General features: G+C 44.1%; 19 protein-coding genes. 7 read left to right on the top strand and 12 right to left on the bottom strand.

Annotated features, from left to right (window positions below; translation table 11 throughout):
- Nucleotides 1-188: 188 nt before the first annotated feature.
- The 7 genes from Q4492_RS03540 to Q4492_RS03510 all read left to right on the top strand — a co-directional run bounded on the left by Q4492_RS03540 (nt 189) and on the right by Q4492_RS03510 (nt 8,744).
- Entirely contained in the window at nt 189-1,259 is a 1,071-nt protein-coding gene (locus Q4492_RS03540) for a TRAP transporter substrate-binding protein (protein ID WP_067867813.1), read from the top strand.
- A gap of 204 nt (nt 1,260-1,463) precedes the next feature.
- Nucleotides 1,464-1,991, top strand: a complete 528-nt coding sequence (locus Q4492_RS03535) for a TRAP transporter small permease subunit (RefSeq protein WP_303415881.1) — start codon at nt 1,464-1,466, stop codon at nt 1,989-1,991.
- Nucleotides 1,991-3,373 carry a TRAP transporter large permease subunit gene (locus Q4492_RS03530; RefSeq protein ID WP_303415880.1) on the top strand — a complete coding sequence of 461 codons (1,383 nt, stop codon included), beginning with the start codon at nt 1,991-1,993 and terminating at the stop codon, nt 3,371-3,373. The genes Q4492_RS03535 and Q4492_RS03530 overlap by 1 nt, the downstream gene beginning before the upstream one ends.
- A gap of 93 nt (nt 3,374-3,466) precedes the next feature.
- Entirely contained in the window at nt 3,467-6,340 is a 2,874-nt protein-coding gene (locus Q4492_RS03525) for an FAD-binding and (Fe-S)-binding domain-containing protein (protein ID WP_303415879.1), read from the top strand.
- 26 nt (nt 6,341-6,366) lie between these two features.
- On the top strand, nt 6,367-6,855 hold the full coding sequence (locus tag Q4492_RS03520) for a universal stress protein (RefSeq protein ID WP_303415878.1): 489 nt from the start codon (nt 6,367-6,369) through the stop codon (nt 6,853-6,855).
- Between the two features lie 54 nt (nt 6,856-6,909).
- Entirely contained in the window at nt 6,910-7,800 is an 891-nt protein-coding gene (locus Q4492_RS03515; protein WP_303415877.1) for an AEC family transporter, read from the top strand.
- A gap of 38 nt (nt 7,801-7,838) precedes the next feature.
- A complete protein-coding gene (locus Q4492_RS03510) occupies nt 7,839-8,744 on the top strand; it encodes an ROK family protein (RefSeq protein ID WP_303415876.1) in 906 nt (301 codons plus the stop codon).
- Nucleotides 8,745-8,811: 67 nt separating this feature from the next.
- Here Q4492_RS03510 and Q4492_RS03505 read toward each other — a convergent pair whose 3' ends face one another.
- The 12 genes from Q4492_RS03505 to gyrA all read right to left on the bottom strand — a co-directional run bounded on the left by Q4492_RS03505 (nt 8,812) and on the right by gyrA (nt 22,476).
- Complete coding sequence (locus Q4492_RS03505; protein WP_303415875.1) at nt 8,812-9,126, bottom strand: helix-hairpin-helix domain-containing protein; 315 nt, start codon at nt 9,124-9,126, stop codon at nt 8,812-8,814.
- Nucleotides 9,127-9,199: 73 nt separating this feature from the next.
- On the bottom strand, nt 9,200-9,910 hold the full coding sequence (gene pyrF, locus Q4492_RS03500; protein WP_303415874.1) for an orotidine-5'-phosphate decarboxylase: 711 nt from the start codon (nt 9,908-9,910) through the stop codon (nt 9,200-9,202).
- 18 nt (nt 9,911-9,928) lie between these two features.
- Entirely contained in the window at nt 9,929-11,131 is a 1,203-nt protein-coding gene (gene lapB, locus Q4492_RS03495) for a lipopolysaccharide assembly protein LapB (protein ID WP_303415873.1), read from the bottom strand.
- Nucleotides 11,121-11,426, bottom strand: coding sequence for a LapA family protein (locus Q4492_RS03490; protein ID WP_067867792.1), 306 nt, complete (start codon nt 11,424-11,426; stop codon nt 11,121-11,123). The genes lapB and Q4492_RS03490 overlap by 11 nt, the downstream gene beginning before the upstream one ends.
- A 19-nt stretch (nt 11,427-11,445) precedes the next feature.
- Nucleotides 11,446-11,736: an integration host factor subunit beta gene (locus tag Q4492_RS03485; RefSeq protein WP_067867838.1), complete on the bottom strand. Its 291-nt coding sequence runs from the start codon at nt 11,734-11,736 to the stop codon at nt 11,446-11,448.
- 41 nt (nt 11,737-11,777) lie between these two features.
- Nucleotides 11,778-13,490, bottom strand: a complete 1,713-nt coding sequence (rpsA, locus tag Q4492_RS03480; protein WP_303415872.1) for a 30S ribosomal protein S1 — start codon at nt 13,488-13,490, stop codon at nt 11,778-11,780.
- Nucleotides 13,491-13,497: 7 nt separating this feature from the next.
- Entirely contained in the window at nt 13,498-14,184 is a 687-nt protein-coding gene (gene cmk, locus Q4492_RS03475; protein ID WP_303415871.1) for a (d)CMP kinase, read from the bottom strand.
- A complete protein-coding gene (locus Q4492_RS03470; protein ID WP_303415870.1) occupies nt 14,184-16,400 on the bottom strand; it encodes a bifunctional prephenate dehydrogenase/3-phosphoshikimate 1-carboxyvinyltransferase in 2,217 nt (738 codons plus the stop codon). The genes cmk and Q4492_RS03470 overlap by 1 nt, the downstream gene beginning before the upstream one ends.
- Nucleotides 16,397-17,500: a histidinol-phosphate transaminase gene (gene hisC / locus Q4492_RS03465; protein WP_303415869.1), complete on the bottom strand. Its 1,104-nt coding sequence runs from the start codon at nt 17,498-17,500 to the stop codon at nt 16,397-16,399. The genes Q4492_RS03470 and hisC overlap by 4 nt, the downstream gene beginning before the upstream one ends.
- Before the next feature lie 44 nt (nt 17,501-17,544).
- Nucleotides 17,545-18,636, bottom strand: coding sequence for a prephenate dehydratase (gene pheA / locus Q4492_RS03460; protein ID WP_303415868.1), 1,092 nt, complete (start codon nt 18,634-18,636; stop codon nt 17,545-17,547).
- Nucleotides 18,637-18,662: 26 nt separating this feature from the next.
- Nucleotides 18,663-19,745, bottom strand: coding sequence for a 3-phosphoserine/phosphohydroxythreonine transaminase (serC, locus tag Q4492_RS03455; protein ID WP_303415867.1), 1,083 nt, complete (start codon nt 19,743-19,745; stop codon nt 18,663-18,665).
- A 103-nt stretch (nt 19,746-19,848) separates the two neighbouring features.
- On the bottom strand, nt 19,849-22,476 hold the full coding sequence (gyrA, locus tag Q4492_RS03450) for a DNA gyrase subunit A (protein ID WP_303415865.1): 2,628 nt from the start codon (nt 22,474-22,476) through the stop codon (nt 19,849-19,851).
- Between the last annotated feature and the right edge of the window lie 88 nt (nt 22,477-22,564).

Genomic DNA, 22,564 nt, shown 5'->3' with positions numbered 1-22,564 from the left:
TGGTTACTAAAACCAAAAAATAGATTGACAGACGCTGCTCAAAAAAAATACAGTAGGAAGTCTCTTATGGTAAATTGGTAATACCAATTGAGATTAGTGCAGTGCAGCATATATTTCTATCTATGGAAATCACCACTGCCGGTAACAACACTCTAACTATAAAAAAATAAATCTCTAGAGGATGTGACATGAAAAAGTTCGCCAAGTCTTTAATCTCCGCTGCTGTGCTTACAGCTGCTGTGGCAAGCGTATCAGCCCCAGTACAGGCCGCCGATAAACTACTTCTTAAGACTCCTATCGCTTTCGGCTCTCACCTACCTGCTTTGGGAACACCCATCGTTTGGGTTGCTAATCAGCTAAAGCTTGTAAGCGATGGCAACATGAGAATGAAAATCTACGAGCCAAGCAAACTCGTTAGTCCTAAAGAGATTTTAGATGCAGTATCTTCAGGTAAAGTGAACTCAGGTTACGCAACAGCAGGTTATTGGCAGGGTAAAATTCCAGCCGCTGCACTTTTCTCCGCAGTTCCTTTCGGCCCAGAAGCTGGCGAATATATGGCATGGTTGTACTACGGTAACGGCATGACCTTGTACCAAGAGATGTATGACACTGCAGGCTATAACGTAAAAGTAATGCCATGTGCAATTATCTCTCCTGAAACATCAGGCTGGTTTGCGAAACCTATTGAGAAACCAGAAGACCTTAAAGGTCTGAATATGCGTTTCTTCGGCCTAGGCGCGTCCGTTATGGAGAAATTAGGGGTAGGTACAGTTCAGCTGCCTGGCGGTGAGATTTTTGGCGCATTAGAGAAAGGTGCAATCGATGCATCTGAGTTCTCTCAACCGGCTATTGATCAGCGTTTAGGCTTCCACAAAATTGTTAAGTACAACTACTTCCCAGGCTGGCACCAACAAGCCACTATTTTCGAGCTGTTAATTAACAAAGACACTTGGAACGGCATGAGCAAAGGTCAACAGGCGCTGCTGGATACAACTTGTAAAGCTTCAATCACTAACTCTATCGCTGAAGGTGAAGCGATGCAGTTCCCTGTAATGGAAAAAGCGAAAGAAAATGGCGTTCATATCCGTTACTGGAATGAAACTATGCTAAGCACCTTCAAAACCACATGGGATGAAGTAGCTGCTGAAAAATCGGCTGAAGATCCATTCTTCAAGAAAGTTTGGGATGACCTAAGCACATTCCGTAAAGGTTATGACCTTTGGGAAGCGAATGCATTCCTGCCTCGTGCAACTAAGTAATGCAACATAACTTCGGAAGCGTCTAGATTTCTGAAGCACAGGGTAGCGAGGGCTACCCTGTTTATTCTTTGGAGAGAAAAGAACCTATCTAGTGTGGCGCTTTAATCTATCCATAGAATATTTTTATAACTATAAATAAATCAATTCTGTTGTATGTGCACGATACGACATAGACTTGATGATGAACAAAAAAGGTACGTTTCAGTGACTGAAAACGATACACTGCCCCGAGTACCACTCGCGGATGCAATTGATAAATTCATTCAGCGAATAGGTCAAACCATTGCTTGGACTTATGTCCTTCTAGTATTGGTCATCATACTCCAAGTTACTTTACGCAAAGGTTTTTCTAGCGGCTTAATCGCTTTAGAAGAGCTGCAATGGCATCTCTATTCTATTGGCGTAATGTTTGGATTATCTTATGCCCAAACAACAAATTCCCATATTCGCGTAGACCTTTTTTATGCACGCCTACGTGCTCGCACAAAACGTATTATCGAAGTCGTTAGCATTGTTACGCTTGTGATGCCATTCATTATTGTCATTTTCCTACATAGCCTAGATTTTGTTGCCGAAGCATGGCGTGTTAATGAATCCTCAGAAGCTTCTTCAGGCTTACCCTGGCGTTGGTTAATAAAAAGCGTCATCCCATTAAGCTTCGGACTACTTGGGCTAGCAGTTATCTCGCGTTTTATTCGAGATATTACTTTATTAATTAAAGGTGACGACTGATGGATGCGAATGAGATTCTCGTTATCGCGATGTTCCTATCTTTCATCGCTCTACTCTTCACAGGCATACCTGTTGCTTGGGTTTTAGGCGGTATAGGTATTGCTTTCGCTTTTTTAGGCCAATTTGCAGATAACAATCTAGATACTATGACCGGTCTAGATTACACCACCCTTGGACTGGTGGTGAATCGCTTATGGACCATTATGGAAAACTGGATATTGGTCGCACTCCCCATGTTTATATTTATGGGGATCATGCTGGATAAATCTGGTGTCGCAGAACGTCTGATGAAGTCCATGCAGGAGCTATTTGGACGTGTACATGGTGGTTTAGCTATAACAGTGACCGCGATCGGTATTATTCTAGCCGCCTCTACCGGTATTATTGGGGCCTCAGTAGTACTTCTCGCTGTAATGTCATTACCCGCTATGACAAAGCAAGGCTATAACATGCCGCTCGCTTTAGGCACAATTGCATCAGCAGGCACGTTAGGTATTTTGATTCCACCAAGTATCATGCTGGTAATTATGGCTGATCAATTAGGTTTGTCGGTCGGCGACCTATTTATGGGTGCGGTGTTTCCCGGCCTGATGCTAGGTATGTTCTATATCCTCTACATTTTAATTCGCGGTAAGTTAAGACCTGAAGACCTGCCTGTCCCAGATGATGCTAAGCCCGTTACCCCCGCAATTATTTTTAATGTATTAAAAGATGTATTACCTACAGTAGCTTTAATTGTCGTAGTACTCGGCTCAATCTTTGCAGGTATTGCAACCCCTACAGAAGCCTCCGGTGTGGGTGCATTTGGCGCTACATTACTCGCTATATACAACCGACGTTTTAGCATTCCTGTGCTTAAAGAGGTGATTGGCGGCACAATGAATACAACGGCATATATCTTTGCCATTTTTATCGGTGCAACCTGTTTCGCTCTTGTACTTCGTGAGTTAGGCGGCGACGAGATGATCGAATCCTTCCTAACAGGCCTGCCTTTTGGTCCTTATGGGATTATCTTCTTTATTCTTGGTGTTATCTTTTTGCTTGGCTTCTTTTTGGACTGGATTGAGATCACGCTTATCATCCTGCCCTTATTAGCCCCTGTAATATCAGCTCTCGGGCTCGATATATCAGCACCTGGTATAGATAACCCAGAACTGGTTTGGTTTGTCATGCTCGTTGCCATGGCCTTGCAAACATCTTTCTTAACCCCACCCGTTGGGTTCGCCCTCTTCTATTTAAAAGGCGTTTGCCCTCCGAATGTAAAAATTACTGATATTTATAAAGGTGTCATTCCGTTTATCTGTATTCAGTTAGTTGCCCTATTAGTGCTGGTTTTCTGGCCTCAACTGGTGCTGTGGTTACCAACCATCGCCTATAACTAACGAGTAACGCTGGGGCTCTATATTTAAACGAAATAACGAGCCCCTTTTTTAAATAACACTATTTTTTCTTCATAAGTAAGTGAGGTATGAACAATGCAACAGGGCCATCAGGATTTCTATAATGCACTTCGGGAGTTTATCCCCGATACGCGCCTGATTACAGACCCTCTTCGCACCCTAGCCTATGGTACGGATGCTAGTTTCTATCGTTTAATTCCGCAGATTGTCGTGCGTGCTAGCAATGAAGAAGAGATCATTAAAATTGTAAAACTAGCAGATCGGCACAATACCCCAGTCACCTTCCGCGCAGCTGGAACAAGTCTATCCGGCCAAGCAATTACTGACTCCGTACTAGTTCAACTAGGCGATGGCTGGGATAACTATGAGATCAGCGATGATGGTAGCACCATCAAACTTCAACCGGGTGTTATTGGTGGCAATGCCAATAAATACTTGGCGCCTCTAAATAAAAAAATAGGTCCCGATCCCGCCTCAATTAACACCGCTAAAATAGGTGGTATCGCGGCGAACAATGCCAGCGGTATGTGCTGCGGCACGGCACAAAACAGTTATCGTACTCTAAACAGTATGCGTTTAGTTCTGGCTGATGGTTCTGTTCTCGATACTGCTGACCCAGACAGCATCAAAAACTTTCGCCGCTCCCATCATGTGCTACTAGATTCTCTGGATTGTTTAGCCCAGCAAACACGTACTAATGATGAATTGCGCGAGCGTATTGAGCATAAGTATCGTTTAAAAAATACGACAGGTTATGCCTTAAATTCATTGGTTGATTACGAAGATCCCATTGATATATTGCAACACCTGATGATAGGTTCAGAGGGCACATTAGGCTTCATCTCAAACATCACTTACAACACAGTGGATGAGCATGAAAATAAAGCCACTGCGCTAATCTTCTTCAATACCGTACGTACTACTTGCGAAGCTGTCGCTATACTCAAGAAAACACCCGTTTCAGCTGTAGAGCTAATGGATCGTGCCGGCCTTCGTTCTATAGAAAATAAAGCAGGAATGCCGCCTTTTATCAAAGAGCTTCCTAATGACGCAGCGGCCCTTTTAGTTGAAACCCGCGCAGCAGATGCTGACACACTTCAACAGCAAGTAACTGAAATTACTGAATCAATCTCTAGTTTAGAAACAACTAAGCCTATTGAGTTTTCAACAGACCCTGCGGTTAATGCGCAGTTTTGGGCAATACGTAAAGGCTTATTCCCAGCGGTGGGTGCCGTTAGACTTACAGGCACAACCGTTATTATTGAGGATGTGGCCTTCCCCGTTGAGCAGCTTGCAGATGCAGTCTATGATCTACACCAACTGTTTATTAAGTGGAACTATAGCGAAGCACTGATCTTTGGCCATGCCTTAGAAGGCAATTTACATTTTGTTTTCACTCAGTCTTTTGATACGCAAGATGAAATCGATCGCTATGACGGGTTAATGGACGAAGTGTGCAAACTAGTTGTACATAAATACAACGGATCCCTTAAAGCTGAGCATGGTACAGGCCGTAATATGGCCCCTTATGTAGAGATGGAATGGGGCGCAGATGCTTACCGACTTATGTGGGAGTTAAAAGAACTCTTCGATCCTCGTAGTATCTTAAACCCTGGCGTTATTCTTAATAAAAACAATCATGTTCATTTAGAGAACTTAAAATCTTTACCCGCTGCCGATGAACTTGTGGATAAGTGTATAGAGTGTGGTTTTTGTGAACCTACCTGTCCATCCCGCGCATTAACCTTAAGTCCACGGCAACGTATAGTACTGTGGCGCGAAATTGCTCGTTTAGAGAAAAGCGGGGATGATCCTGAACGGCTGGCAACATTAAGAAAAGAGTATCAATATCAAGGAACTGACACCTGTGCAGCTTGCGGTTTGTGCTCCACAACCTGCCCTGTTGGTATTAATACAGGCGATCTTACTCGCTCTATTCGCAGCCGTAAGAATGAGAACCATACCAAACTTGCCCAATGGCTAGCTAAACACTACGGTGGATTAACAACAGCTACACGTGCCACTTTTAAAGTCGCCGATATAACGCACGGCGTAATAGGCACTAAGGCAATGAGTGCAATTACCAATAGCGCACGTAAAATAACAGGCGGCCTTGTTCAGCAGTGGACACCCTCCATGCCCAAAGCAGCACCTAAAGTGAAGGCATACCAACCTAAAGCTAGTGAAACAGGTCCTGAGGTTGTCTATTTACCGAGCTGTGCAAGTCGTACTATGGCGCCATCCCGCGGTGAAGAAGATCAAACCCCGCTAGCAGATAAAACGCTTCAACTTTTAAGGAAAGCAGGATTCCAAGTCATTATCCCTGAAGGTCTTGATAATCTATGCTGTGGTATGCCCTTCCAATCAAAAGGCATGTTCGAAGCAGCAGATTACAAAGCTAATGAGACCGAACGCTTTTTATTGGAATGTACTGATCAAGGTAGAATTCCTGTGTATTCTGACACAAGTCCTTGCAGCCTTCGTTTACAGGAAAATATGGATGCTAAAATCAAGCTCTATGATAGCATCGACTTTATCGATCAGTTTGTATTGGATCGCTTAGTCGTCACCCCAACAGCAGAACAGATTGCTTTGCATATCACCTGTAGTGCTACACGTATGGGACAAGCTGACAAGATTAAACGCATTATTAATAAGTGCTCAAGCAACGTAGTGATTCCTGATCAGATCACTTGTTGTGGCTTTGCTGGTGATAAGGGCTTTAGTACACCAGAATTAAACGCCTCGTCTTTACGGACGTTAAAAGACCAAGTAAAAACATGCACGACTGGCTATTCAACTAGCCGTACCTGTGAAATTGGCTTAACCCATCACAGTGGAATTGATTACAAATCTATTGTTTATTTACTTGATCGTTGCAGCCAACCAAAACAGGTAAACGATAATAGTAATCCCGAAAACTCACAGATCTCGGTTCAACCGTTATAATCTGCTTTTAATAGAGGATATAGAAGATGGCACTCCCACAAATTGATACGATTCTTTACGCGACCTCTTTAGGCAAACACACTCGTCCAATTTTTCGCCAGGCGGTTAAACAAGCAAACCTCAACAATGCAAAGATCATTATGCTACACGTCGTTGAGCCTATGGGTGAAATGGGCCACGCTCTGATTCAACATTATGTAACTGAAGACGTTATTAAGAAAATGCATGATGAAGGGATCGAAGCAATCCATGAAACCATGAAAGCCCGCGTAGAAAAATTCTTTGTTGACGAGCTACAGAGCCTAGAAGAACCGATTGTATTAGATGTCGAGCACAAAGTTGCAGAAGGCAATCAAGCTGATGCAATTGTCAAAGCAGCTACGACCGTTAACGCTGACATGATTATCTTAGGGGCTGAAAACCGCTTTGGCCATCATAGTAATACCAGCCAGCAAGTTATTCGTAACGCTAAAGTACCTGTAATGGTTGTACCGACGGGTAAAAATTTCGAGTAAGGCACATCAAAGCTCTGCAAAAGGCTTAGTGATATTTAAGAAGGAAGCGGTACAGTGGATACACAAAGTCTTTTACTTGAGCGGATATTTCTAACCGTTTTCCCACTGGTGGCGATTGTCACCGTGGGATTTTACTATGCTCGACGCTATAAAATTGATATGACCACAGCCAACCAGGTCAATATCGATGTATTTGTACCAGCGCTAATTTTCTCAGTACTCTCTGCAGAATCCTTTGATTTAGTTCAGTTCCAAGACCTCGCTATATGCGCCGCAATCATTGTTATCGGCTCCGGCATTTTGCTATTCCCTTTCTGTAAGTTATTAGGGGTTCACCCCAAAACCTTTATCCCGCCAAATATGTTTAGCAATAGTGGTAACTTAGGTATACCACTGATGGTACTAGCGTTTGGGGAAGACGCTCTCTCCGCCGCTGTAGTCCTTTTCCTAGTGGAAAACCTGCTGCATTTCACGGTGGGCATCTACATCTTAGATCACAAAACTCGCCTAATCAGCTTACTAAAGATGCCAATGATTGCAGCCACGATTCTTGGCTTAGTCTGGAGTGGTTTTGACTTATCTGTTCCTCAAGCGGCTGCAACTTTTATCGAGATGTTAGGTCAGATTGCGATCCCATTGATGCTATTTGCATTAGGTGTTCGCATGACAAGCGTCGACCTAAAAAACTGGAAAATAGGTACTTATAGCGCCATTTTATGTCCCGCCAGCGGCATTTTATTAGCCTTAGCCTGCCAATATTTTATGCAACTTAACAGTGAGCAGTTTGCTTATTTAGTTGTATTTGGCGCGCTTCCTCCGGCGGTACTCAACTACATGATCGCCGAACGCTACAATCAGGAGCCTGAACAGGTCGCATCCATTGTACTCATAGGCAATATCGGCAGTTTGCTCTTTCTACCATTAACGCTGGCCTTTGTGCTATAAGATCTATCTGATGAACAGCATCCGATAAAAAACGTGTTATGAGTATAAAAATTGGGATTGATCTAGGCGGGACGAAAATAGAGGTCATCGCTATTAGCGAACAGGGGGAAACCTTATTCCGCCAGCGCACTCAAACACCTCAAGGTGATTACCACGCGACCTTAAATAGCATCGCTATGTTAGTTAACACTGCAGAGCAGACCTGTAAAAAAAGAGCTGAGCATATAGGTATTGGTATACCTGGTACTCTCTCACCTACAACGGGGCTAATCAAAAACGCCAACTCAACCTGTCTTATTGATAAAAGATTGGATGCTGATCTAGAAAAACTACTGAATCGCCCAATTCATATCGCCAACGATGCCGATTGCTTTGCACTTTCTGAAGCTATTGATGGCAGTGCCGCAGGCTATAAAAGTGCTTTTGGTATTATCTTAGGCACTGGAGTGGGAGCGGGTATTGTTATTAACAAAGCCTTACTTAGTGGACCTAATGCTATCTGTGGTGAATGGGGACACAACCCTCTTCCTTGGCCAAACACCTCTGATTACTTAGAACGGCACTGTTACTGCGGCAAACAAGATTGCATTGAAACTTTTCTATCTGGACCTGGGTTTTCATCTCATTTCCCAGCTAATACAAAACTCAGTACTACCCAAATATGGGAACAAGCAAGGCATGGGGATATAGAGAGCCAAAACTACTGCAATCTATATTTAGAGCAGCTAAGTAAAGCCTTAGCCTCCATTATAAATATCCTTGATCCCGAAGTGATTGTGCTCGGTGGGGGGCTTTCGAATATCGATGAGATCTATGCACAAGTTCCACAGCGACTAACAAAATATATATTCTCGGCTAGTACAATCCCAACCAAAGCTTTAACGCCAATAGTGAAAGCTAAATATGGCGACTCTAGCGGTGTGCGCGGCGCGGCTTGGCTATAAGGCCTGCGAACAAATGCACTATAGAGCGTATGCAGCACCATACTGAACTTATTCGCAGGCACAGAAACTATTTCTTCGCTTTATTTTCAGGCTTAGAAATCAGAATCGAAGCACGATTTTTCTCTACTGTCGCCGGTCCGATCCCTTTCACTTCGCTTAGCTGGTCCGCTGTCGAAAATGGCCCATTGGCTGTGCGGTAAGCAATAATCGCTTGAGCTTTTGCTGGGCCTACACCTATCAGCGACTCAGATATTTGCTCTGCCGAAGCGGTATTAATATCAACGGGGGCAGCAAAAGCTGAAAAAGAGAAAGTACAGATGGCTGCTATAAACAACGCACGAATAGAACCCAAAACTGAGCTCTTCAGAATAGAGTATTTCATTGTAAAATCCTTTTTAGTTCGATATTAGTCTGACTATCCTTAGTCAGACCTTATTTATAGCTTGCTTAACGGCTTAAATCAACGGTGTTAATTCCGCATCTATACGCGCCAAAGACTCTATAGGGGATTCCGCTTTAGTGATAGGCCGTCCTATTACTAGATAATCACTTCCTGCTTGAATAGCGCCTGAGGGCGTCATGATACGCTTTTGATCGCCTATATCCGCATCCGCGGGTCTAATGCCTGGGGTCACTAATTTAAAATCTGAGCTTATAATTTGGCGTAATGGCTTCACTTCTTGTGCAGAGCAAACAACTCCATGCAAACCACTCTTTTCTGTTAAAGCGGCTAGTCGCTTCACCTGCTCTAATGGATCTATATCTAATCCAATTTCTTGCAGATCCGAGCGTTCCATACTAGTCAAAATAGTTACTGCAATTAACAGGGTGTTAGTACCATTCACCTGTTCAAGCTCATTACGCGCAGCTTCCATCATCTTACGACCACCAGAAGCATGTACATTGACCATCCATACGCCCAATTCAGCAGCAGCTCTCACCGCTTTTGCTGTAGTGTTTGGAATATCATGAAATTTAAGATCTAAAAACACATCAAAGCCTTGCTGCTGAAGCGCTTCAACAATCCTTGGACCACAACAGGTAAACAGCTCTTTACCCACTTTAACGCGACAACGCTGTGGATCAAGCTGCTTAGCCATGGATAGAGCTTGTTCTTGATTGGGGTAATCTAACGCAACGATCACGCGTTTTTTATCTACTGACATATTCATTCTCTAAATTTGTTATTCGCCTTCAAGCCCTTGAATCGGCTTGGTTGTCCCCCAACTCTTACAAGATGGACACTGCCACAGCAGTGAGCGTCCTGAAAAACCACAACTGTTACATCGGTACACAGGCTTGGAGAGTTCCAGTTGACCGGTTAAACCGCGCAGAACAGTTAGACTATCCCTTGCACTTTCAGAACCATATTCTATATGAAGATCGATCAAACTATTAAACCCTTTTATAGAAGGGCGACGTTTTAATTCTTCAGTTATAAAACTTCCTGCTGCATAGATACCCCTATCTGATCGTATCTGTTCAGCTAAAGCTATAATAGCCGTCGTAGAAGGGGCTTGAGCTAAACAGGTGCGTAAGTATTCGGTATATTCTCGCTGCCCATTTACGTGGCTGTAACACTCACCTAAAAGCGGAATAGCCTCAGAAACAAAAAGTTTATCTAGCTTGGAGATTGCTTTCAGTTGCTTGATAGCTACTTTCCACTGACCTACGGCCATTGCGACACGAGCTTGCATAAAACAGACCCGAACATTATCCGCTTCAAACTGCTCTGCCCGTTTTAAATAATTGATCGATAAGGTCTGTTTTTTCTCTGTAATAGCTTGCTCTGCTAATTCACAGCAATAATGGGCTAACTCGGTAGCAATACTTCGCCTTTCTTCTGGATCAAGCTTTTGCGCCGCTTTCAGCGCTTGCTCCCATTCGCCCTCTTTCTCATAGAGCTTTATCAATAAACGTAGGGCTTTATGCTGAATACTTTTAGATGAGCCCGATTTTATGATCTCTTCCAATAAGTTTTCTGCCCTATCTAACAACCCTACCGCATAATAATCACGCGCTAGTGCCATCTGAATACGCATAAAATCTGATCGTGTTAAATCTGGACGCGCCAATAGCTTCTGATGGATCTGAATAGCACGATCCACATCACCTTTACGACGAAATAACTTAGCAAGGGAGAGATGCGCAGGAATTGTATCTGAATTGATTTCAAGGGCACGGATAAAGCTCTCAATCGCTTCATCCACTTTTTCATTCAGTAGGTAATCCAGCCCAGTAAAATATTCGCTACTTAGGCTGGTTTGCGGACATGAGACTTTACTTCGGCGATCTCTTCTACCAAGAAACCAACCAATAGCGATGGCAACAACTAACGGGATTATAAAAAGGTAGTTGCTAAATAGAGTATCTAAATTAAACGACATCTTTTAGGTTAGAAACTCTCAGCTGATCTAGCTCTTTCTGAGTCGTTGCAATCTTACGGCGAGCGGAACCTAATCGGGTTTTTAACATCCAAACAGTCATTACGCTTAACATTATGCCTATAAAACCACCCATCAAAAATGTCGCGATTAACCACAACGACAAGCTGGCTTCTGGCAGCTGGAAAAAGACCAAATCAATTACAACCTTTTCCGTATTGTGGATAGTAAACATAATCCCAATAAGCAGAACAGCCAAACAGAGCAATACAAAAACTATGGTTTTTAAAAAACGCACGGTCAAACAACCTCAGTAACTATTTTTGAATTGAATCATTTACTTGCTCTCTAAGCTCCTTACCTGGCTTAAAGTGCGGGACATACTTTGCGTCCAGTGATACAGATTCACCCGTTTTAGGGTTACGCCCTGTTCTTGGCGCACGGTAATGCAGTGAAAAACTTCCAAAGCCTCTTATTTCAATACGATCACCCTGAGACAAAGACTCTGTCATATGATCAAGCATTGTTTTTACAGACAGCTCAATATCTTTTACTGACAATTGATCATGGCGATCCACAAGGATTTCTATCAGTTCAGATTTAGTCATATCATGTTCCTCGATCTTTTGATCTTCTCGTAAACCGGAATTTACTCTGGGTCTGAGTCGACTTTATTCATCTGTGCTTTGATCAAGTCACCAATTGTAGTCGGACCAGATATCCGAGTTTCAGCTTGCTGACTAACGTTATCTAGCGCTTTCTTCTCTTGCTTTATTTCTAACTGCTTAATCGAAAGCGCTATAACACGGTTTCGACTATCGATATTAGTAATTAATGCTTCAACCTCATCGCCCACTTTATAGTGATCATTTAGGTTTTCAATTCGGTCTCGGGAGACTTCAGCAATTTTCACTGCGGCATTGATACCATCAGCTAAAGTAACAATTAACGCTTTATCTGTTATTTCTGAAACCTTGCCCTTAATAACGGCGCCTTTTGCTTTATCTGCAGTAAAATCTCTAAAAGGATCGGAATCTAACTGTTTAATCCCCAAAGCAATCCGCTCTCTTTCTGAATCGACCGAAAGCACCACGGCCTCAACCTCATCCCCTTTTTTGTATCTCTTAACTGCATCTTTATCGTTTTCGTCCCATGTAATGTCAGAAAGATGGACAAGACCATCAATACCACCATCAAGGCCGATAAATATACCAAAATCTGTAATAGAACGGATTTTTCCGCTAAGACGATCACCTTTAGCGTAAGTTTCAGAGAAGGCTAACCAAGGGTTCTTCTTACACTGCTTCATGCCCAGTGATATACGGCGCTTCTCTTTATCGATGTCTAATAACATCACATCGACTTCGTCTCCAACCTGAACCATTTTTGATGGATGAACATTTTTATTTGTCCAATCCATCTCGGAAACGTGAATAAGCCCTTCGATACCATTTTCAATTTCAGCAAAACAACCGTAATCGGTCAGATTGGTAACGCGCGCTTTTACTTGAGTTCCAACCGTATAATTGGAAATCAACTGTGTCCACGGATCGTCTGTCAGCTGTTTTAAACCAAGGGATACACGGCTTTTCTCTTTATCAAAGCGAAGCACTTTAACATCAAGCTCTTGGCCAACCGTTAATGTTTCACTTGGATGTCTAACCCGCTTCCAAGCGATATCGGTAATATGTAACAGACCGTCGATTCCGCCTAAATCAATAAAGGCACCATAGTCAGTAATATTTTTAACAATACCGTTGATCACTTGCCCCTCTTCCATGTTGGCAAGCAGCTGATCCCGTTCGATATTGTACGCCGCTTCCAGTACAGCACGGCGAGACACAACTATGTTGTTGCGCTTTACATCAAGCTTAACAAGCTTAAATTCTAATTCTTGGGATTCAAGATGAGTGGTATCTCTTACAGGACGAACATCCACCAACGAACCGGGCAGAAAAGCATGGATCGTGTTGACATCTACAGTGAAACCACCCCGAACTTTGCCTGTAATACGGCCACGGACGATCTCATCATTTTCGAAAGACTTTTCAAGCTCAAGCCAGATTTCAGCGCGTTTCGCTTTTTCACGCGAAAGCTGAGTAGCGCCAAATCCATCTTCCATCGACTCTAATGCGACTTTGACTTCAGACCCTATCTCAACACTCAGCTTGCCACTGTCATCCAAAAACTGATTACGCGGGATGACGCCTTCAGATTTGAGCCCTGCGTTGACAATGACAAAGTCATCCTCAATAGCAATTACGGTACCTGTGACTATAGCCCCAGGCGCCATTTCTAACTCTTGAAGACTCTCTTCAAATAGCTCAGCAAAGCTCTCGCTCATATCTATTTCATCCCGCATTCGATCGTTAGCGAAGCCCTTTATGCCTCGCATCATCCATTACAGCGGCCAGCACTTCCTCGATCGACATTGTCGTCGTATCCAGAATTACAGCATCTGCCGCAGGCTTAAGAGGAGCAACAGCACGATTCATATCACGATCATCTCGTGCTTGAATATCCTCTAATATAGCTTGAAGACTAGCATCGAGCCCTTTGTTTATCAACTGGTTATACCGGCGTGACGCGCGCTCTTCAGCACTGGCATCCAGATATATTTTCAAAGCAGCATCAGGGAAAACAACCGTCCCCATATCTCGACCATCAGCAATCAAGCCTGGTAATTCAGCAAAAGCACGTTGACGCTCCAATAAAGCATCACGTACTGCTGGTATTGCTGCGACTATAGAAGCGTCTTTACCTACCACTTCAGTACGAATCGCATCAGTAACCTCTTCACCCTCTAAAACAATCTGCACACTATTATCATCTCGTGCGATAAATTGAACATCCAGATGCGCAGCTAATACAACTAACGCCTCTTCATTATCAACCTCAACGCCATGATGACGAGCCGCTAAACCAACCAAACGGTAAAGAGCACCACTATCCAGCAGCTCCCAACCTAATTCTCGCGCCAATAGCTGGCAGATAGTTCCTTTACCTGATCCGCTTGGACCATCAACGGTAATGACAGGGACTTGTCGATGAGACATCACCCCTCCTCCTTTTCAACCTTAATTCCCACAGATTGCGCTAACTCCACAAACCCTGGGAATGAAGTCGCTACATTGGCGCAATCATTAATCCTTATCTCACCGGTTGCTCTAAGTGATGCCACAGCAAAGGCCATAGCTATACGATGATCGTCATGACTTTCAACCACACCACCGGATAGGCTGCTACCCTGAATAATGGCACCATCAGGCGTGCCTTCAATATCAGCACCTAAGGTTTTCAAACCATCAACCATGGCCTGAATACGATCGCTCTCTTTCACTCTAAGCTCTTCTGCACCGGTCACTGTCGTTGTACCTTCCGCACAAGCCGCAGCAATAAAGATCGCTGGAAACTCATCAATTGCCAGTGGAACTTGATCTTCAGGCACATGAATCCCCTTAAGAGGTGCGTAACGTACCCTAATATCAGCGACAGGCTCTCCGCCCACTTCTCGTTCATTCAACAATGTTAAATCAGCGCCCATCAAACGTAATATATTAATGATGCCGATACGAGTTGGGTTGATACCTACATGCGCTATAGTCAGATCCGAATCCGGACAGATCGCCGCAGCAACTAAGAAAAAGGTGGCTGAAGAGATATCCGCAGGCACGTCAATATGAGTGGCTTGTAAATGCCCGCCGGGTTTAACTTTAACCGTTGCACCGCCCTGCTCGACGGAATAACCAAAACCAGTCAACATACGCTCAGTATGATCGCGCGTAGGCGCAGGCTCAGTAACTGAAGTTTCACCTTCAGCATAGATACCCGCCAACAACAGACAAGACTTAACCTGAGCACTCGCCATTGGCATATCATAATGAATACCTTTGAGTGCTTTACCGCCTTTAATTTTAAGCGGTGGACGGCCATTTTCTGCCGTTTCAATCTCAGCCCCCATTAAACGCAGAGGATCAGCCACACGTCCCATAGGACGCTTAGTCAATGATTCATCACCGCTAAGTTCCGTATCAAAGGCTTGGGCAGCTAACAGGCCGGACAACAATCGCATAGAGGTACCGGAGTTACCTACATACAAAGGCCCTGGAGGTGCCTGTAGGCCATTAATCCCGACCCCGTAAATGGTTACATTACCTTCATCAGGGCCTTCAATAACAACCCCCATGTCGCGGAAGGCTTGAAGGGTCGCAAGACTATCCTCACCCTCTAAGAAACCACTGACTTTCGTTACACCATCAGCTAAAGAACCCAACATAATAGATCGGTGGGAGATGGACTTGTCACCTGGAACTCTAATTTTTCCATTTACGCTACCGCCAGGCTGGGCGCGAAAGGTTACTTGTAGATTACTCATATGCTGTGAATATGCTGTACCCGAAAGGATTTTAGAAAAATGTTCTCTCGCTGCTTTTGCTCGAGTAAAGGTGCCCAGCATTGATTCACTGTCACCGCACTCTATTGCAGCCCTCAACTTTGCTAAACCCACCGTATACCGGTCTAACTGAGCAAGCAAAGCATGTTTATTTGCCAAACAGATATCGTGCCACATAGTTGGGTCGCTACCCGCTATACGGGTAAAATCGCGAAACCCGCCCGCGGCGTAACGAAATATATCTGTATTGTTATCTTGTTCTTGCGCCAACGTGTCCACTAATGAAAACGCTAACATATGCGGAAGATGACTTGTTGCCGCTAACACTTCATCATGTTTATCAACATCCATCACCAACACCTCAGCTCCTGTGGATTCCCACATTTGAGTCAGCAGGGTAACAGCCTTAGATGAAGATTCTGCTAAAGGTGTAAGAATAACTTTGTGATTGATAAAAAGCGTTTCATCGGCTGCTTTCACGCCGCTTTTCTCAGACCCTGCGATCGGATGTCCAGGCACAAAGCCTGCTGGCATTTTCGTGAATACTCGTTTTGCAGCAGCAACCACATTCCCTTTAGTGCTACCGACATCCGTTATTAATGTATCTTCTGCGATAAAAGGTGCTATATCCACCAGCACTTTTTCCATCGCTTTAACTGGGACGGCCAATACAATTAAATCAGCTTGCGATGCTGCATCAGCTAAACTTTCCGCTGCCACATCAATTACGCCGGTCTCTATGCCTATTTTTACTTCAGCATCGTCACGATCGTAACCAATTACCTGGCCACATTGACGGTTTGCTTTCAGCGCTTTTGCTAAAGATCCGCCGATCAAACCTAAACCGATCACTAAGGTTTTATTAATACTTATACTCAAGGGTTCATTACTCGATTTAGCACATTTAAACAGCGCTCATTTTCTTCCTGCAAACCTATACTGATACGTAGATGCTGAGGCATGGCATAACTGGCAATCGGCCTAACGATGACACCCTCCGCTAACATAGCCTGATAGATAGGCTGAGCATCAACCGTAAAATCCACAGTGATAAAATTGCCTACAGAGGGAATATAGCTAAGCCCCATGGCTGTTAATTCTTTTTCATACAAGGCCATTCCCTGTTTATTTAGGGCCACACCTTGTTCGATATAAGCATCATCCATTAAAGCAGCTTCGGCCGCAGCCAGCGCCAAACTATTTACATTAAAAGGTTGGCGAACTCGACTTAAAACATTAGCGACCGAGCCGTTAGAAACCGCAAAGCCCACACGTAATCCCGCTAAACCATAAGCTTTAGAGAAGGTACGGGTTACAATTAAATTTGGATAAGTATCAATTAACAATAAGCCATTAGGGAACTCGGCTTGATCAACATATTCTGTATAAGCTTCATCCAGTACAACTAAAACATGTTCTGGCACTTGATCTAAAAATGCGCTCAACTGCGCACGCGTCACCCATGTCCCTGTAGGGTTATTAGGATTCGCAATAAAAATCATCCGCGTTCGATCACTAATAGCTGCCAGCATAGCGTCTAGATCATGACCCCAATCTTTAGCTGGCGTTATGACCGCAGTCGCTCCAACGGCTTGCGCTACAATAGAATAAGCAACAAAACTAAATTCAGAATAGATAACTTCATCGCCTACATTAAGGTAAGCACGACCAATTAGCTCGATAACGTCATTAGAACCATTACCTAAAGTCAGCTTTTCTACTGGGACAGAGAATTTATCAGAAAGCGCTTGTTTTAACCTATAACCCCCGCCATCAGGGTAGAGAGAAATATCTGATAGGCGTTGCTTAATCGCATCAAGTACTCGCGGTGAGGGCCCCATCGGATTTTCATTACTGGCCAGCTTAATAACATCAGTCAAACCCAGCTCACGTTCAAGCTCTTCAGCTGGCTTACCTGGTTGATAAGGTACAAGATTCTGAACACCTGGGCAGGCCAAGGATATAAAATCGCAGCTCATAAGATACCGACCCAAAACATCATATATTGACTCATCATAACTGGCTAAAGCACAGCACTGGGGTAAGACCCTAACACTTTAAGTTCTATACTCGTTTTTATCAGATCCTGTAAAGCATTCTGTACCACTGGATCCGAGCTATGCCCAATAAAATCTATATAAAACAAAGAGTTTTTAGATGAGGAACGTGTTTCTACGCGAGTTAGACTCAAGCCATGACGCTGAAAAGGCTCTAGTAATTGATACAATGCACCGGGTGAGTCAAGTACTGAGATTAAGATGGAAGTTTTATCATCACCACTCGGCCCTACATATTGATCGCCAATAATAAGGAAGCGAGTGGAGTTATCTATTTGGTCTTCAATATTTTTGACCGCCGCTTCTAGATCATACAAATCAGCAGCCATATCACCGGCAATAGCAGCAGATCCAGCCCCCTCTTTAGCAGCTAGACGCGCCGCTTCAGCATTAGAGCTCACCGCAATTTTTTCAATATCTGGGTAGCGTACATCTAGCCAACAGCGGCTCTGAGCTAAAGATTGCTGATGGGAATAAATCTTTTTGATTCCATCAAGACTGTCGCCTCGATTCAATAACAGGTGAAGATGCACGGGCACTTCAACTTCACCGCAGATTTTAAGATCAAACTGCTTAAAAAGATCTAAAGTATGGCTAACAACACCTTCTGTCGAATTTTCAATAGGAACGACACCATAGTGGGCAGCACCTGACTGAACTTCACGGAAAACATCTTTCAGTGACTGCATAGGAAGGTTACGTGCAGAATGGCCAAAGTGTTTCATAGCCGCAAGCTGCGTAAATGTACCTTCAGGTCCGAGAAATGCGACCCGCATCGGTTCTTCCAATGCAAGACAAACAGACATAATTTCACGAAATAGTCGTGCAACCTCTTTATCAGCCAAAGGGCCTTCATTACGCTCCATCACCGCGCGCAAGACTTGGGCTTCACGTTCAGGGCGATAGAAAACAGGACTCACATCCCCCTGATATTTCTGTTTCACTTCCGCCACATTTTGCGCACAACGAGCGCGACGATTAAGCAACTCATGGAGTTGCCCATCAATGCTGTCAATCTGGTCACGGAGGATACGTAGCTCTTTTTCCTGTTCGCTCATACTCTTCTACTTATTCTGTGATGATCTTAGGCGTGTTGTTTTTCAAACTGCTGCATAAAGCTAATAAGTGCATCGACGGCTGCTTCAGGCACTGCGTTATAAATACTTGCGCGCATACCACCCACAGAACGATGACCTTGCAAATTCAATAATCCCGCCTCTTCTGCTTGCTCTAAGAACAACGCATCCAATGCATTATCAGCTAAAGTAAACGGCACATTCATCCACGACCGGTTTGCCACAGCCATAGGGTTCGCATAAAAATCGCTTCCATCAATAGCCGCATATAATTTAGCTTGCTTACGCTGGTTTGCTTTTTCCATAGCAGCAACACCACCTTGCTCTTTAAGCCATTTGAAGACCAAACCAGCAAGATACCAGCCAAAAGTTGGCGGTGTATTGCACATGGAATCAGCATCCGCATGTACTTTATAGTCAAACATTGTTGGAGTTCCGGCCACCACACTGCCAAGAAGATCTTCTCGAACAATAACAACGGTCAAACCGGCAGGACCTATATTTTTCTGTGCACCCGCATAGATCAATCCAAATTTATTCACATCCAGCTGACGGGACAATATAGTAGAAGAAAGATCAGCCACAAGAGGTACATCACCCGATTCTGGAATATAGTCATACTCCAATCCACCAATGGTTTCATTTGGCGTGTAGTGAAGGTAAGCCGCATCAGGATTAAGCTTAAGTTCGGCTTGGGTCGGTACGGCAATATTACCGTTTCCTTCACTGCTAGCTGCGATAGTAACATCACAGTAACGCGCCGCTTCTTTAATCGCTTTTTTCGACCAGATGCCGGTATTGATATAATCTGCGCTGCTTTTGCCTCTCAATAAATTCATCGGAATCATTGAGAATTGTGACGTCGCGCCACCTTGCAGAAATAACACTTTGTATGCAGAACTAATGCCCATAAGATCACGCAGATCTTGCTCCGCTTGTTCCGCCACAGATACAAACTCGTCGCTGCGGTGACTCATCTCCATAATAGAGAGTCCCTTGCCGTGCCAATCCAACAACTCTTGCTGTGCTTGTGCTAGCACTTCTTCGGGTAAACCTGCAGGTCCTGCACTGAAATTAAACTTGCGCGTCATCGATCGTTTCTCTTATACCAATATTTCTTGCTGCTATTAATAGGCGCAACAAAAAGGGTGCTATATAAAAAGTGCGACTTAAAGCCGCACTTGATTGGATAAATTACTCACTATCATCTGAGTGATTTTCCGCATCCGGCTGTAGATCAGCTGGGCTATCTGGCGATTCGTCAGAAACCTCCCCTTCGCTGAGCTCTTCCTCATCCGGTTCTTCTATACGTGCAACACTCACAAGTCGCTCATCCGTATTTACACGGATCAATGTAACCCCTTGAGTGTTTCGTCCTAGCTCAGATATGCCATCACCACCGGTACGTACCAAAGTACCGCGGTCACTGATCAACATAACATCGTCACCATCAAAGACTTGAACTGCACCTGCCAACTGACCGTTACGATCAGAACACTGCTGCGCAATCACGCCTTGACCACCACGACCTTTCACTGGGAAGTCATCTATCGCTGTCTTCTTACCAAAGCCGTTTTCTGAAGCCGTCAGTATTTTGCCACCTTCCTGTGGAATAATTAACGAGATAACTTCAACGCCATCGCCCATTCTTACACCACGTACACCACGCGCTGTACGGCCCATAGGACGAACATCATCTTCATTAAAGCGCATACTCTTGCCCGCACTTGTCATTAACATGATGTCATTGGAACCATCGGTGATCGCGGCACCGATTAGATGATCGTCATCTAATAGATCTAAAGCGATTAGACCGCTTGAACGAGGACGTGCAAAATTGGTCAGTGCTGTTTTCTTAACCGTGCCAGAGGCTGTCGCCATAAAGATAAATTTATCTTCTTCATAAGCGCCTACCGGCAAGATCGTACTTACACGTTCACCTTCATCCAATGGCAATATATTCACAATTGGGCGGCCACGAGCGGTACGACTAGCAACTGGAATCTCAAAAACACGCAACCAATACACTTTGCCACGGTCGGTAAAGCAAAGAATGGTGTCATGAGTGTTTGCTATCAATAGATGTTCGATAAAATCTTCATCTTTAATAGCTGCAGCTGATTTACCTTTACCACCACGGCGCTGTGACTGGTAATCAGTCAATGGCTGAGTTTTCGCATAACCACCATGGGATATAGTCACAACCATATCTTCTTCAGTGATTAGATCAGCAATAGTTAGATCTTTACGTGAAGCGGTAATCTCAGTACGACGCTCATCACCATACTCTTCAAGCACGGCTTCAAGCTCTTCGCGAATCACTTCCATCAAACGCTCATGGGAGCCTAAGATAAGTAGCAACTCAGCAATTTTATCTAATAACTCTTTATATTCAGCAATCAGCTTATCGTGTTCTAAACCGGTCAAACGGTGTAGACGTAGCTCTAGAATTGCCTGTGCTTGAGCTGGTGACAAATGATAATGCCCATCACGCAAGCCATACTGCTCTTCCAAGTCATCTGGGCGGCAAGCATCTTCGCCTGCGCGTTCAAGCATCTGAATAACATCACCCGGCGCCCAAGCCATTTCGATTAACGCTTCTTTCGCTTCCGCTGGCGTAGGTGATTTCTTAATCAGCTCAATAACCGGATCGATATTAGCCAACGCAACCGCTAGGCCTTCAAGAAGATGGCCACGTTCACGGGCTTTTCTTAATAGGTACACTGTACGACGAGTAACCACCTCACGACGGTGACGCACAAAGCACTCAAGGGCGGTTTTAAGATCCAATATACGCGGTTGACCATCAACCAAGGCCACCATATTGATACCGAATACCGACTCCATTTGAGTCTGAGCAAACAAGTTATTGATAACGACTTCAGGAACTTCATTACGTCGTAATTCAATAACAATGCGCATACCATCTTTATCAGACTCGTCACGCAGCTCAGTAATCCCTTCGATCTTTTTCTCTTTTACTAACTCAGCTATTTTTTCGATCAAACGTGCTTTGTTTAGCTGATAAGGGATCTCGGTGATAATAAGAGACGGTTTACCGTTCTTTGCATCTTCTTCGACATGATACTTAGCACGGACATAGATACGTCCACGCCCTGTGCGATAAGCTTGCAAAATGCCCGCACGACCATTAATGATGCCACCCGTCGGAAAATCGGGGCCAGGAATATATTCCATTAGCTCATCGGTCGTTAAATCGCCATTTTCTATTAATGCGATACAACCACGAACAACTTCCGACAAGTTATGCGGTGGAATATTGGTCGCCATACCAACAGCAATACCCGATGAACCATTAACAAGCAGGTTCGGGATACGTGTAGGCACAACTACTGGAATCTTTTCGGTACCGTCATAGTTATCAACAAAGTCGACGGTTTCTTTTTCAAGGTCAGCTAACAGCTCATGAGCTATCTTATCCATGCGGATTTCGGTATAACGCATCGCCGCAGCGGAGTCGCCATCAATCGAACCGAAGTTACCCTGTCCATCCACGAGGGGATAGCGCATCGAAAAGCTCTGTGCCATACGTACAATAGTATCGTAAACAGCACTATCGCCATGTGGGTGATATTTACCGATTACATCGCCTACCACACGCGCTGACTTTTTATATGCTTTATTCCAGTCATTGCCGAGTTCGTTCATAGCAAATAAAACACGACGGTGTACTGGTTTAAGACCGTCTCTTGCGTCAGGTAACGCACGGCCTACGATTACGCTCATTGCGTAATCTAGGTATGACTGCTTCAGTTCATCTTCGATGTTAACTGGCAGAATTTCTTTGACTTGATCGCCCATTCCCTATCCTTGAATCACTCTCGCAACGGAAGGTTTCCGCGGATATTTTTAACCGCAGGAGTATATCATATTTTCCACAAATGAATCC

The organism is Neptuniibacter sp. 1_MG-2023, assembly GCF_030547185.1.
Lineage (GTDB): Bacteria > Pseudomonadota > Gammaproteobacteria > Pseudomonadales > Balneatricaceae > Neptuniibacter.
Note: the sequence above shows the minus strand (reverse complement) of the source record. Positions and strands in the feature narration are given on the sequence as shown.